We start from the raw sequence: 13766 nt of genomic DNA, 5'->3' as shown, positions 1-13766 counted from the left end.
GCTTGAGAAACCTTCAATCTTTCTTAACGAAACGTTCGTTTCGCAATACCGTTACGCTGCTGCTGATGGCTTGCATGATGCTTGGCCTTCTGCCGATGGCCCAAGCGGAACCCGTATCGGCGTTCCAAGCGGAAGTCATCAGTGCTGCCGGTCGCGGAGGGGAAACGGTGTCTGTCGCCGTATATATGCAGCCGGGGATCGCTTTAATGGAGGACGACAGCTTTTGGAAATATACATTGCAAGTGAATTACGATCCCAACGTATTGACGATAGCTGGAGACATCGCAAATGATGCGGAAGCTGCGACATTCGACACTTCGGAATCAGTCACGGGCAGCGTGTACGTCAAGGCGGATACGTTCCCAAATCTTTTTATCGACGAGCGAAAACAAGTGTTTACGATGAAGTTTGTTATTAACCCTGCTGCTCCCCCGGGAGACACAGATATTGTGATAGCCGGCGGTTCGTATTCGATCGACGATCCGGTTGAAATTACAAACTTGATTTCGGGTAAGGTGACCGTACTGAATGACGCTCCAACAGCCAGCAATGCGAGCATCGGCGGTACGTTGAATGTCGGCGAGACGCTGACGGCGAATTATACGTATGCAGACACGGAGAGTAATTCGGAAGCAGATGTGTCTATCTACCAATGGTACCAGGCCAGCGATTCGGCCGGTTCAGATAAAACGCCTATTCCGGCGGCAACGGGCAAGACCTTCGAATTAGGGAACGATCAACTGGGCAAATACATCCTTTTTGAGGTGACGCCGGTCGCATCAGGCGGTACAACCTCCGGATCGCCGGTATTCAGTACGGTAGCGGGTCCTGTGACGGCAACCGGGGCGGCAGCTTCCGTCTCCATCGGAACGGCGGACAACCAGCCAGGTACAGTCGTGAAGGTTCCGGTTACTTTGAGTACGGCATCGTCCGGTGTCGGTTCGTTCGGAATGCGCGTTGCCTTCGATGCTGAGGCGCTTGAAATCGTAAGCATTGCCGGTCCGCAAGCGGCCGTGTTCGACAGCGTCTACAGCAATACAGACGGCTATCTGAAAACGGCTTGGGTCGACAGCTCCGGCGGCGACTATCTCATAGCGGGTGGCCAAAGCCTATTTACGGTCACTTTTAAAATCAAAGCTACAGCGTCTTACGGTGTGAAAGCTTTGACTATCGCTGACGAGGCTGACCTCCAGCAATTTACGTTGACGGACGCGCTCGGCGTGGAAATGACGAAGACGCTTCGGGCAGGCAGCGTGACGGTATCGCAGGAAGAGGAGTCCAGGGGCTCGGCCCAAGGGCCGACAAAAGAGATTATTCAAGTTGACGTGAAGGCGCCGGGATCAAAGGATACGGCCCCGGTTTCGAAGGCTGAAATTGAGAGAACGACGAAATCCGACGGCACAAAAAGCGATAAAGTGCTGCTGACGACCGAACAGGCGAAGCAATCGGTTGTCGCTATTCGGGAAGCCGGGTTGAAGACGGCCAACATTATGATTCCGGATGCGAAGGATGAAGTGTCCGAAGTCAACGTGACCGTGCCCAAAGCAGCAAGTGGTCTGTTCGCAGGCGCCAATATCGATATCGGCATTGTGACGGATAACGTAAAAGTCAGCATCCCGAACGACTCCCTTCAAGACTTCAACGACGATTTGTACTTCCGCTTTGTTCCGATCAAGAGGAACGAGGAGAAGCAAGAGATCAAAACGCGTGCAGATCAAGATCAGATCGTGCTGACGGTAGTCGGCGACCATGGCGTCACCATTGTGGGCCGCCCTATGACGATTGAAACGAATTTACAAAACCGCAAGGTGAATCTCGTTATGCCGCTCAAGGACGTGCAGCTAAGCCGTGAGGAACTGGCGAACCTTGCCGTCTATGTCGAGCATAGCGACGGTACGAAGGAACTGCTCTATGGCCAACTGGTGGAGTATGGCGCTTCAGAAGGCGATTGGGGCTTGCAGTTCTCGGTCAGCAAGTTCAGTACATTCTCAATCGTTCATCTGGATTTGAAGGTGGAGAGTCACACTCCCTATATGGAGGGGTATACGAACGGCACGTTCGGTCCAGATAAGATGATTACCCGTGCCGAAATGGCGACGATTTTGTCCAGAGTCATTGTGAAGGATGCGAATGCCAAGGACATTAACTACAGAGATGTACCTGCCGATTACTGGGCAGCAGTTGGAATTACCGAAGTTACCGTGATGGAGCTGATGAACGGCTATCCGGATGGTACGTTTGCCCCGGATAAGCCGATTACCCGTGCGGAGATGGCGAGTCTGGCGGCTGCACAGATCACGGGTGGTACCACTGGGAAAGGGTTCACGGATACCGCAAACCATTGGGCAAATGAAGCAATTGCGAAGGTTCAGGGAGCCGGAATCATGCAGGGTTACGAGGATGGCAGCTTCCTGCCTGAGCAGTATATCAGCCGTGCGGAAGCCGTGACGATGATCAATCGAATGCTAGGCCGCAAATCGGGTGGAGAGTTGGAAGTTTCGCCTTGGAGCGACGTGCCGAAGACGCATTGGGCTTTCGCCGATATCCTGGAAGCGTCTGTAGCCCATCGATTTACCAAGGATGCTGCAGATACGGAGAGCTGGGTGGAGCAGCCGTAAGCTGTGCGCGGAGTGCAGAACGGTTAAAGAGGAAGAAGAGGATGTGCGCAGCGCACATCCTCTTTTCTTGTTCATTTCTTGTTTATCGGCGTTTTGTATAATATCCTCGAATACTGTCGAAAAACATGACACATGGGGAGAGAATGAGGATGACAACGATGAGACGGAACGCATTAACCAAAGCAGTTGGCGTGATGCTGAGCTTTGTGCTTATGATTGCTTTGCTTGTCCCTTACGGCGGAACGGCTAATGCACGGCCGAATCCAGTTGCTCCGCCGTACACAGGGCCATTGAACTGGCTGGATTATACGGCGGCTGGCACGATGGGCAGTATAGCGTATACGTTAACTTTTGACGGAGACGGTAATATGATTATGCCTAGAGTGAATGCCGCATTGGGCGGCAGCAGCGTAGTAGGCAGCGGCTCTATATTGAAAATTTCGCCCGATGACCAAAGTGTTACCAATATTACCTATAATGCAGGGGTCACATATCCTGTCGGCATTGCGTTTGGTACTAACGGAGGTATCTATGTAACCGATAATGATAAGAACTCTGGGATTGATATTCAAAACAATGTCGCGCGCGTCTTGAAATTGACGACGAGCACAAACCCATGGACGTGGACCGACATTACGTATAATCTGACGATGCGCTATGTTATGGGGGTAGCGGAAGACCCGAACGGCAACTTGTATGTGGTAGATACTGATACGACTACGAGTACCAAAAGCACGGTAGCTAAACCGAAGGTTTGGAAGCTGCCGAGCGGTCTGGAAACCTGGCAGGATATTTCGGATTCAACTTTCCCCAATATGATCGGGTTTGATCTTGCCACGGATGGAGACGGCACCCTGTATGTCAGTATGGTACCGACGTCAGGGATGATGTCAGGGGGAGGGAAGATTTTAAAACGGGAGGCAGGGGCATCAGGCTGGACGGATATTACACCTTCACCACAGGGGACGTCTCTGTTCATTCCTTACGGCATCGCTGTCGATCGTTCCGCTACGTTGTATACGATTAACTTGGCCACTGCAAGCGTGAAGAAGCTTGCCTATCATGGCGGCTCTGATGACTGGACAGACGTTCCGGCCATTCCTGATTCAAGCGGTCAGATCTCTACAATCGATGTCGCGGTAGACAGCCAAGGTTATATCTACGGTAGCAATTCGGCTCGCGGCAATATCGTGGTACTGAGGTCGACCGTTACTTACAACGGCAATGGCAATACATCAGGCTCCGTGCCGTCGGAGAAGATCGCCTACAAGCCGAACGAATCGGCTGTGGTAGCGGGCCAAGGCAGCTTGCTCAAAACGAACAGCACTTTCGCAGGCTGGGCGACATCGCCTACTGCAACGACTGCCGTCTATGCGGCGGGGGATACGATCCCTATGACGCAAAGTATTTCGTTATATGCGGTTTGGACACCGATTCCGACGTACACAGTCACGTATGCCAAGCAAGAAGGCGGCAGTATGAGCGGCCCTACCCCAAACAGCGAGAACGTTGCCCAAGGCGGTTCCCCGGTTTCCGTTCCGACGGTAACGCCGGATCCAGGCTATACGTTCCTCGGATGGAGCAACGATGAAGGAACAACGTTCCTTTCCAGTACCGAACTGGCTTCCGTTGTGATTAACGCGCATACCACGTATACCGCTTATTTTCAGCCGCCAGTCACGATGACGAACCTCCAACTGGACAGATCAGCGTACTCGCTGTACATCGGAGATACGCATGAAACGGTCGTAACCGCGGTATATTCCGATCAAAGCACCCTTGATGTAACTTCCGGCACTGCGTACTCGTCAAGCGACACGAATGTCGCTACTGTAGATGCCTCGACAGGACTTGTAACAGCGGTAGCGAACGGACAAGCTGTTATCACCGCGGAATATGAAGGGCAGCAAGCGCACGCGACGGTAACGGTTGCGGCTAGACCCGATCCCGATAGCGATCCAGGCTATTCAACACCATCAAGCGATCCCGGCGTTGACATCATCATCGATGGTGTGAAGCTGGATCAACTGGCAAAGGCTCAGCAAGAGACAGTGGATGGACGCAAAGTAACAACCGTTGTGCTCGACAGCGGCAAAGTAAGTGACAAGCTGAGCCGTGAAAACAGCAAAAAACTGACGATTCCAGTAAGCGGCGACAGTGCAGTTGTTGTCGGACAACTGGACGGAAGCCTGGTGAAAGCGCTCGAGACGCATGGCGCGCAGATCGAAATCGCGACGGATCGAGGCAGCTATACACTCCCGGCCTCGCAAGTGAATATCGCTGGCATGGCCGAGAAGTTGGGGACGGACGTGAAGCTGGAGGACCTGACGGTGCGGATCCAGATTTCCAATGCTTCTGATGACCGCAAGCCACAAGTGCAAGCAGCCGCTCAAGCCAGCGAACTCGAACTGGTTGCGCCTCCAGTTGATTTTGACATTGTCGTTTCTTATAAAGGACAAACAGTGACATTAAATACATTCAGAAGCTATGTGGAGCGCACGATAACGATTCCAAACGATGTGGATCCGACTAAAATAACGACCGCTGTCGTCGTGGACTCGGATGGAACTGTGCGCCATGTACCAACGAAAGTCATCGTCGACGGAGACCGTCATTATGCCCGTATTAACAGCCTGACCAACAGCACATACGCCGTTGTCTGGCATCCGCTGGAATTCAGCGATGTCGCGAAGCACTGGGCGAAAGACGCGGTGAACAGCATGGGGTCACGCATGATTATTGAAGGTGCGGGCAACGGTTTGTTTAATCCGGATCGGGATATTACCCGGGCAGAGTTCGCAGCCATCCTCGTTCGCGGATTGGGACTGAAGCTGGATGGCGGGGCCGTACCGTTCTCGGATGTGAAGTCGCAAGATTGGTACAGCAGTGCGGTGAGCACCGCTTACGGCTACAGCCTGATTTCGGGCTTTGAGGACGGAACCTTCCGTCCGAACGACCGCATCACCCGGGAGCAAGCGATGGTTATGATCGCCAAAGCTATGCGGGTTACTGGGCTGACGAGTAAAACCAACGATGTAGAAGCGATGCTAAATGCCTATACCGATGCCGAACAGTTGTCCTCGTGGGCGCGTGACGGCGTTGCGGATAGTATCCAGGCTGGGCTCGTATCGGGCAGAAGCTCGGGTCTGCTCGCGCCTAAGGACTACATCACGCGTGCGGAAGTTGCCGCCATTGTGCAGCGCCTGCTTCAGAAATCCGAATTGATCTAACCTGCAATTCGTGCAGACCAAGAAACCGTTTCGCCGACAGCGAAGCGGTTTCTTGCAATTTTAAATTGCATCACCTAATAGGAATTCACGATCTCGACAACGAAATCATTTATATCGTTAAATATCGGTGTACACGGGGAGGGGAAGCGAGCGTGCATCAAAACGAAAAAGCCTCTTGGTTCGCAAGGGTCTTGCTTATCAGCCTAATCGGATTGATTGGTTTTTCACTCGTTCCTCTTTCTGGGAAAGTCGGGGGCAGTGAACGGTCCAACCAATGGATTGTCCAGCACGGTGTCCTGGATCTTGGGCAATGGAATCCCGAACGAGATCCGGTGATCCCCTTGGACGGTGAATGGGAGTTCTACTGGAATCAGCTGCTGACGCCAGATGATTTTCAGCAGCGGTCGAGTTTGCCCGATACAGGCAGTGTTTCTTATATAAAAGTGCCCTCTCCGTGGAACGGAAAACCGCTGGGCGGCATCAAACTGCCGGCATACGGAGCGGCTACGTACCGCATGGTGTTGACCGGACTGCCTGCTGCTGAGGAGTTGGCGCTGAAAAAAACGAATATCCGCTTCGCCAGCGAGATTTATGTGAACGGGCGCAAGCTGCTCGCAGATGGACGAACATCCGGCGGCCCATCGGACTATCGCTCAGGTAACAGTCCGCAGCTTGGTATTTTCTCCGCGGTCCAGGGACGCATGGAGATCATCGTGCAGGTCGCCAATTACGATTATGTCAATTCGGGTATAACCGACTCGTTGCGTTTCGGACTGGCCGACCGCTTAATCACGGAGAGGCAGCTGGCGCTAAGTAAGGATTTCGTCGTGCTCAGCATCCTAGGCACACTAACGCTGATTTATTTGATCTGTTACATGGCCGCATCCGCCTATCGCATCCGAGACAATTCTCTTGTCCTGCTCGCCATGATCTGTCTCCTGTTCGGGCTTTATCATGGGCTCATGGGGGAGCGGGCGCTATTTCCGCTATTGGATGGCATGTTCTCGTTCGAAGTGTTATATAAAATGAAAGATTTCATCTCCGTGTCTGCTTGCCTGTCCTTGGCGTTATTTTTTCACCATTTGCATCGGAGCAAGCTGTCGCTGAGGATTACGCAAGTTGTATCGATCGTATTGGTCGGCTTCATGGTCGTCATTCCGATGCTATCGATCCATGCGTATACGCCCATTCAGGTTTATGTGATCGTTTTGTATCAAATCGTTCAATTCTGGAATTTCCTCGTCGCTGCGCAATTGTTCGTTCGTGGCGAGCGTGGAGCCCGGCTGAAATTGCTGATGCTGTGCGTGGCTGTCTTAATGATTAACTTGTATTCACTGGATACCATTTTTTTCGCCTTGGGCATTCATAAAAGCGCCTGGCTGGCGCAGTTTTGCATCGTTATTTTTAACGTCGTGATGCTGCCTGTTGTCGTACTGCGTTTTTTCGAAGCTTACCAGACCGTTAACAGGATGAAGGATCAACTGCTGCGGCTGGATAAAATCAAAGACGATTTCCTGTCCACGACCTCCCATGAATTGCGTACACCGCTGAATGCAATCGTCAATATTTCGGAATCCCTGCTAAAAGGCGTGGAAGGCTCGCTGTCGGACACGCAGACGCGCAACCTGTCCATTGTTGTGGACAGTGGCAGAAGATTGATGGTGCTGGTGAACGAACTGCTCGATTACTCCAGGCTCAAGCACGGGGACTTGGCGCTGCAGCGAAGCGCGGTCGATGTGAAAGCGTATGTTGAATCGGTTATCCAGATTCACGGCTTTTTGCTGGAGGGCAGCAGCACGAAGCTTATTAACGGGGTGTCGGATCATTTGCCTCCTGCCTATGCGGACGGCAATCGCCTCATTCAAATTTTGCACAATTTGGTCGGGAACGCGATTAAGTTTTCCGAACGGGGCGTCGTCGAGGTGACTGCTGTCACGATCGGAGAATGGATGGAAGTGCGCGTAAGCGATTCGGGGATTGGGATTGCTGCGGAGATGCGAGAGCGCATTTTCCTGGACTTCGAGCAAGGCGGAGCAGCCCAATACGGCGGTGCCGGGCTCGGGCTCAGCATAACGAAGCGTCTGGTGGAATTGCACGGCGGGCGCATTGAAGTCGATTCGGAGCTAGGGGAGGGGGCGATGTTCCGCTTCACACTGCCGCTGGCCGGTAACAAGGTGGACCCTCTCGCTGACGGCAGATCGACCGAATCCGTCAGGTCCGTCTCATCACCCTTAGCCGAAATTGGCAGCGTGCGCCCTCCCCAGTACCCGCTTTTCGTCGCGGGCAAAGAGCAGGAGTCGATTCTGCTGGTGGACGACGATTTTGCGAATCTGCAAAGCATGATCAACATGTTCAAGCTGGAAGGACGCACCTTTATCGTCGTCGACCGCGGACAACTCGCTTTAGAAACGGTGTTCAGCCGTTCGGATATTTCGCTTGTCGTGCTGGATATTATCATGGCGGACATGTCCGGCTATGAAGTGCTTGGGCGCATTCGGGAGAGATTCTCGCCGTTCGAATTGCCAGTGCTTGTGCTGACGGCCCGGAACAGCAGTGAAGATATTCGGATCGCGCTGGAGAACGGCGCGAACGATGTGGTCGCGAAGCCGTTCGAATCCGAGGAACTGATGGCGCGCGTACGTAATTTGACCGAGTTGAAATCGTCAGTCAAGCTCGCGAGAAATGCGGAGATCGCTTTTTTGCGTTCGCAGATCAAGCCCCATTTTTTATATAACGCGCTTACGGCGATTGCTGAACTGTGCATCATCGATGCCGAACAGGCGGAGCGGCTTACGCTTAGGCTTTCGAGCTATTTGAGAAGCAGTTTCGATTTCAAGCACCTCGAGGCGATGACAACGCTGGAGAATGAGTTGGAGCTTGTGAAATCCTATGTCGCTATCGAACAGGCGAGATTCGGGGCAAGGCTGCAGGTCGAATATGAACTCGAGGCAAACCTCGGGATGATGATTCCGCCTCTCGTGATTCAGCCGATTGTGGAGAATGCGATTCGACACGGCGTCATGTCCCGCTCGAAAGGGGGTACGGTGAAATTATCGGTCATCGAACGGGAGCCTGGCAAAGTGCTGATCAGCATCGAAGACAACGGCTGCGGCATGAGCGAAGAGCGGCTGGATTCGATTATGAAGCCGGATACGGCGGCTGGAGGTATCGGATTGTGGAATATCAGCCAACGCCTCCGGTTGCTGTACGGGACGACATTACGCATCGACAGCCGGGAGGGCGAGGGGACGCGGGTCGAGATGGAGCTGCCGACGGGCCATATTTTAGAAAGAGGGGAGACCTACGCGTATGCTGCGAGTGATGATCGTAGACGATGAAGAAATGGCGGTAAGGAGATTGAAGCGCCTTTTGTCGGAAATCGGTGGCATCGGAAGTATCGAGACTTTCTTAGATCCCCAAGAAGGATATGATTATGCACAAGCGCATAACGTCGATGTCGCCTTTCTGGACATTTCAATGCCCGATATTAACGGGATGCGACTGTCAGAGCTGCTGACGGGGATGGTGCGGGGGACGGATATCGTGTTTGTGACCGGTTCCGATGAGTACGCGGTACGGGCCTACGCGATTAGCGCGCTGGACTATATCGTCAAGCCCGTTACGTCAGAAAGGCTGGCCGTCACGATGGAAAAGATTCGCAGAGTTCGTCGCGAGGACGAGCCTGTCCCGAACCTGGAAGTGCAGCTGTTTGGCGGTTTGAAAATTATGCGCAGCACGAGCGAAGGGAAGCAAGAAACGATTCGATTGCGGAGTCCGAAAACCGAGGAGTTGTTCGCCTTTCTGGCTTGCAAAGGAACGGTCGCCCGGGAGGAAGTGACGGATACGTTGTGGCAGGATCTGGCCCCGGACAACGCCTTGAAAAATTTGAATTCGACGCTGTACTTTATCCGTAAAGCGGTCGAATTCGATCGTTCTGGCGGCGGGATCACGACGACGGGGAGCGAAATCCGTCTGGAATCGGATGGCCTGCGGTGCGATCTATATGAATTCCAGCGGTTAATCAAGGAAATAAGACGAGCGTCCGGCCAGAATGCGTCTATGCTGGAACAGGCAGAGGCTCTGTATACAGGCCCATTGCTGAAAGGAAGAGCCTATGATTGGGCGAGCGAGCTCAGCCGCTCGTTAGAGCGGCAGTACCTTGATCTGTTGGAGCTGACCGCACAGCATCATCTGCGCCATGACCGTCCGCAGCAAGCGCTGCATTGCTATGGCGAATTGCTCAAGACGGATACCATGCGGGAAGATATTCATTATAAAATGATGCGCTTGTACGCGGAGCTGGGCCGCAAAAACGAGGCGATGAGGCAGTACCGCGAACTGGAGCAGCTGCTGCAGCGTGAGCTTGGCACGTTGCCCGATCGCCGGTTGGAGGATGTGATTTTGTAATAGAAGTAGGCCGGTATTTCCGCTTGTTGGGGATCTCGGCCTTATTTGTGCTAGTCTCACACCTTCTGCGCAACTAGCTTGCTCATGGCATGCTGATGCGGAATCCCGGATGAGTTACAGTCGAACACAACCTCCGAGCTGTCCCTCACCAGCCAATCGTGGTAGCAGCCGAGAAGCTCGCCGGAGTACCATTTGTAAGCGATAGGCTCTTTTTCGGGAGGAGGAGCGATAAACGGCTTCTGCACAAAAACGTTCAGCGCATGGAGACCGCCTGGATTTGTATACATTTTATAATTATCGAAGATTTCTCGGCGAAACTCCGGCTTCATATAGTGCAGGACGCCGCTGGAAAAAATAATATCGACCTGCGTATCCAACCGATAGTCTTGAATATCCGCCTTAAACACCTGCACTTGACACGTCAAATGCCATAACGTCGTATCCGTTTCTGGCAAAAAGTACGGCATCCTTTCCTTCCCCGCAACCGACATCCAATAGTTTCACGCGCCTTGTTGGCGGGAATAGCTGCAAAACTTGATAGCAAGCGGAATTAGGCTCCGTGCCCCAGTAGTAGTTCTGCGTTTGGTAGGCCTCCTCATAGATCGTGATGGGGCGGTCCTGTGAGGTATGAACAATAACGCGGTATTTGATTTTTAGGAAAACTCAACTGGCGGTTGAGGGGAGTGGAGGACTTTATCAAATCTTTATTGAGACTTTCGTAGAAATTTATCAACATTTGCCAGGATTTCTGTAAAATAAAGTCGATAAAAGTTGCAATTTTGCGAAAATAATGGAGGGTTTGTACAAATGGATTGGTATGTAAACGTGCTGCAAAATTACGTAGGATTCTCCGGGAGGGCGCGGCGCAAAGAATACTGGATGTTTTTCCTTTTTAATCTGATGGCGGGTGTGATGCTTGGCATCCTAGAGAACATTCTAGGTATTCCATTGGTACTAAGCATTATTTATTCGCTAGGCACTCTGCTGCCATCGCTGGCCCTATCATTCCGCAGATTGCACGATACAGGAAGAAGCGCTTGGTGGCTCTTCATCGGGCTGATTCCAATCATCGGCGGCATTATTCTGCTTGTTTTCTCTTGCCAGGACAGTGATCCGTACGATAACCAATACGGGCCGAATCCGAAGCAATTTGGCTAGCATTCGCATCAACCGTTCATCTCTGCGCAAGAGATGGGCGGTTTTTCTGCGTTTCAAGCAGCTTTTTATGATACGATAGGGGAGCAACCTAATCTTATAGAAAAGTGAGCCATTCATCATGAACATAATCGATAAGTCTCAAGTTGCCAAAGAGCTCCAAAATTTCGTCGGGGCCGACGTCTATGTGCATAGCGAAGCGACATCTTATATGTTCGTTCGCAATTTCAAGATCAGCGTGACGCACGCGTTCATCGCGGGGGACGGCCCCTACCGGGCTGCGCTCCGTTACGACGGGCACGGCTGGCTGCGCATGGAGGCCCTCACGCACTATGAAGTGGATGAGCAGGGACGCCTGCTGCTGGCAGGGTATGATGACCGCGGCCGAATGAACGTCGCGCTGCACCTGGGAAAGGAGCCGTTTCCGGAATGAACATGACGAAGAACAAAGGCAAAAAGCTGCTCGCCGTCTTCGCCCATCCAGACGATGAGTCCTTTATTTGCGGCGGCACACTGGCCAAATATGCCGGCGAAGGCGTGGAGATCACGCTGGTCAGCGCCACACGCGGCGACATGGGCCGGCGCATGGGCAACCCGCCGTATCTCAACAGAGAGACGATGGCGGCGGCCCGTGAGCTCGAACTCCGCGAGGCGTGCGAGCATCTGGGCGTGAAGCGCCTGATTTTTTTCGATATACGCGACAAAACGGTAGAGTTCGTCGAGGAAGAAAGCTTGATCGCGCGCATCGCGGCGCTGATCGAGGAGGTGCAGCCGGATGTTGTCCTGACGTTCCACGAAGTGCTGGGCGGACATCCGGACCACTGCGCCATCGGCAAAGCGACGACGGCGGCGTTCCAGCGAACCGGACACCAGGGCTCGCTGTACTTCATTTCCTTCGGCGACGCGATGACGCGGCCGGAGCGGTTCGGCTTTGCGCCTCAGGACATCATGAGAATCGATGTGCAGGCGCATCTAGCAGCGAAGCTCGCAGCCTTCCGCGCGCACCGCTGCCAGACCGAAATCGACGAGTGGGTCTGGCTGCCGGATCGTGAGGCGCTGGCGAAGCTGGGCCGATATGAGTATTTTATGAAGTGGGATCGGGCGGCAACTGCCCGGAGCAACGACGATTTATTCTAGCAGCTCACCGCCAGGCTACGCCTTCTCCGCCAAGGCTGCCCCTGCCAGCAACTGCTGGACCGTGCTGTCCATCGGCGGGTTGTGCAAGCCCGCCCGCACGTCGCGGTAGTACCGCTCCAGCGGCTGCTGGCGGGACAAGCTGCCTGCGCCGACGATGCGCATGGCCAGGTCCACAACCTGAATCGCGTGATTCGTCGCGATATATTTGGCAAGGCCGAGCTCTTCCCGGAGCGTCGGCCTTTTTGCCGTTTCGCAGCTGTCCCAGCGGTCCGCTGCGGTATACAAAAGCGTCCGCGCCGTCCGCAGGGCGATCTCCATCTCCGCGATGGTGTGCCGGACGGGGGGCAGCGCCGCAATCGGCTCGCTCAGCGAGTTGGGCCGATACGTGCGGGCGAAGTCCAGCGCGTAATCGCGCGCGGCCATCGCGATGCCCAGGTAGCAGGCGGGGATGTGCAGCAGCCAGCCGCCGCCGTCATCGATCCCTTGCTTGCGCAGCCGATAGGTTTCCTCCACCAACACTTGGTCGAGGACCACGTCGTGACTGCCCGTCGCGCGCATGCCGAGCGTGTTCCACGTCTCGATCATCGTCACTCCGTCCTTGCGGTGCACGAGGAAGTCGTCCGTGGCGTCCTCCTCCGGCAGGTAGGCGGAAACGGCGAAACGGTCGAGGATCGGGGCGAGCGTGGAGAATGTTTTGCGGCCGGTGAGGACATAGCCGCCATCCGTCTTGACGGCGGTTGTCTCCGGCCTGCCGCCACGGCTTGGGCTGCCGGATGCCGCTTCGCTGGCAAACGTGTTGATCATGGCGCCGTCCGTGACGACGGCGCGGCACAGCTCCGCAAACACGGCCTCCGGCCATTTGCGGGTCGTGCGCAGGTGCAGCATTTGGCCGATGTGCCACCCGACGGCGAGCGCCGTCGAGCCATCGCCGTAGGCCAGCCGCTCCTGCAGCAGCACGAGCTCGTAGAGCGAGCGCTCTTCGCCGCCGAATTCGCGCGGCACGGTGAGCGCGAGGTAGCCGGCTTCGCGCAGCTCGGCAAAATTATCAAACGGGAAGGAGCCTTCCCGGTCATGCTGAGGGGCGCGCTCGGCGAAGCGGGCGGCTAATTGCTCGATTTTAACGGCCCATGCGCGTTCTTCTTCATTGCGTATATACGCATCGATTAATCGGGTCATCGGTATCCACTCCTTTAGTTATTTTTATTATAGCAGTTGACGC

General features: G+C 54.1%; 8 protein-coding genes and 1 pseudogene. 7 read left to right on the top strand and 2 right to left on the bottom strand.

Annotation, left to right across the window (positions count from 1 at the left end):
• The first annotated feature begins 2 nt into the window (after positions 1–2).
• From ABE504_RS22325 to ABE504_RS22310, 4 genes are all read left to right on the top strand, one after another.
• Positions 3–2618, top strand: a complete 2616-nt coding sequence (locus ABE504_RS22325; RefSeq protein WP_430092841.1) for an S-layer homology domain-containing protein — start codon at positions 3–5, stop codon at positions 2616–2618.
• Between the two features lie 149 nt (positions 2619–2767).
• On the top strand, positions 2768–5848 hold the full coding sequence (locus tag ABE504_RS22320) for an S-layer homology domain-containing protein (protein ID WP_430092839.1): 3081 nt from the start codon (positions 2768–2770) through the stop codon (positions 5846–5848).
• A 152-nt stretch (positions 5849–6000) separates the two neighbouring features.
• The gene (locus ABE504_RS22315) at positions 6001–9186 is read left to right on the top strand and encodes an ATP-binding protein (RefSeq protein ID WP_430092837.1); all 3186 of its coding nucleotides are present in this window, start codon (positions 6001–6003) and stop codon (positions 9184–9186) included.
• The gene (locus ABE504_RS22310) at positions 9158–10255 is read left to right on the top strand and encodes a BTAD domain-containing putative transcriptional regulator (protein ID WP_430092835.1); all 1098 of its coding nucleotides are present in this window, start codon (positions 9158–9160) and stop codon (positions 10253–10255) included. The genes ABE504_RS22315 and ABE504_RS22310 overlap by 29 nt, the downstream gene beginning before the upstream one ends.
• A gap of 56 nt (positions 10256–10311) precedes the next feature.
• On the opposite strand, the pseudogene ABE504_RS22305 reads toward ABE504_RS22310, so the two are convergent.
• Positions 10312–10882: pseudogene (locus ABE504_RS22305) on the bottom strand (class I SAM-dependent methyltransferase); the annotation flags it as partial.
• 180 nt (positions 10883–11062) lie between these two features.
• On the opposite strand from ABE504_RS22305, the gene ABE504_RS22300 reads away from it, so the two are divergent.
• The 3 genes from ABE504_RS22300 (at position 11063) to ABE504_RS22290 (ending at position 12547) form a co-directional block, all read left to right on the top strand.
• Entirely contained in the window at positions 11063–11413 is a 351-nt protein-coding gene (locus ABE504_RS22300) for a DUF805 domain-containing protein (RefSeq protein ID WP_430092832.1), read from the top strand.
• Between the two features lie 118 nt (positions 11414–11531).
• On the top strand, positions 11532–11843 hold the full coding sequence (locus ABE504_RS22295; protein WP_430092829.1) for a DUF1806 family protein: 312 nt from the start codon (positions 11532–11534) through the stop codon (positions 11841–11843).
• Positions 11840–12547: a PIG-L family deacetylase gene (locus tag ABE504_RS22290; protein WP_430092826.1), complete on the top strand. Its 708-nt coding sequence runs from the start codon at positions 11840–11842 to the stop codon at positions 12545–12547. Before ABE504_RS22295 ends, ABE504_RS22290 begins: the two co-directional genes overlap by 4 nt.
• Before the next feature lie 15 nt (positions 12548–12562).
• Here ABE504_RS22290 and ABE504_RS22285 read toward each other — a convergent pair whose 3' ends face one another.
• Entirely contained in the window at positions 12563–13723 is a 1161-nt protein-coding gene (locus ABE504_RS22285; protein WP_430092823.1) for an acyl-CoA dehydrogenase family protein, read from the bottom strand.
• Positions 13724–13766: the final 43 nt, after the last annotated feature.

This window comes from Paenibacillus oryzisoli, from assembly GCF_050467285.1.
GTDB lineage: Bacteria > Bacillota > Bacilli > Paenibacillales > NBRC-103111 > Paenibacillus_E > Paenibacillus_E oryzisoli_A.
Note: the sequence above shows the minus strand (reverse complement) of the source record. Positions and strands in the feature narration are given on the sequence as shown.

Coding starts and splice junctions, on each gene's coding strand:
- ABE504_RS22320 (WP_430092839.1), top strand. CDS start 2,768: ATGACAACGATGAGACGGAACGCATTAACCAAAGCAGTTGGCGTGATG.
- ABE504_RS22310 (WP_430092835.1), top strand. CDS start 9,158: ATGCTGCGAGTGATGATCGTAGACGATGAAGAAATGGCGGTAAGGAGA.
- ABE504_RS22300 (WP_430092832.1), top strand. CDS start 11,063: ATGGATTGGTATGTAAACGTGCTGCAAAATTACGTAGGATTCTCCGGG.
- ABE504_RS22295 (WP_430092829.1), top strand. CDS start 11,532: ATGAACATAATCGATAAGTCTCAAGTTGCCAAAGAGCTCCAAAATTTC.
- ABE504_RS22290 (WP_430092826.1), top strand. CDS start 11,840: ATGAACATGACGAAGAACAAAGGCAAAAAGCTGCTCGCCGTCTTCGCC.
- ABE504_RS22285 (WP_430092823.1), bottom strand. CDS start 13,723: ATGACCCGATTAATCGATGCGTATATACGCAATGAAGAAGAACGCGCA.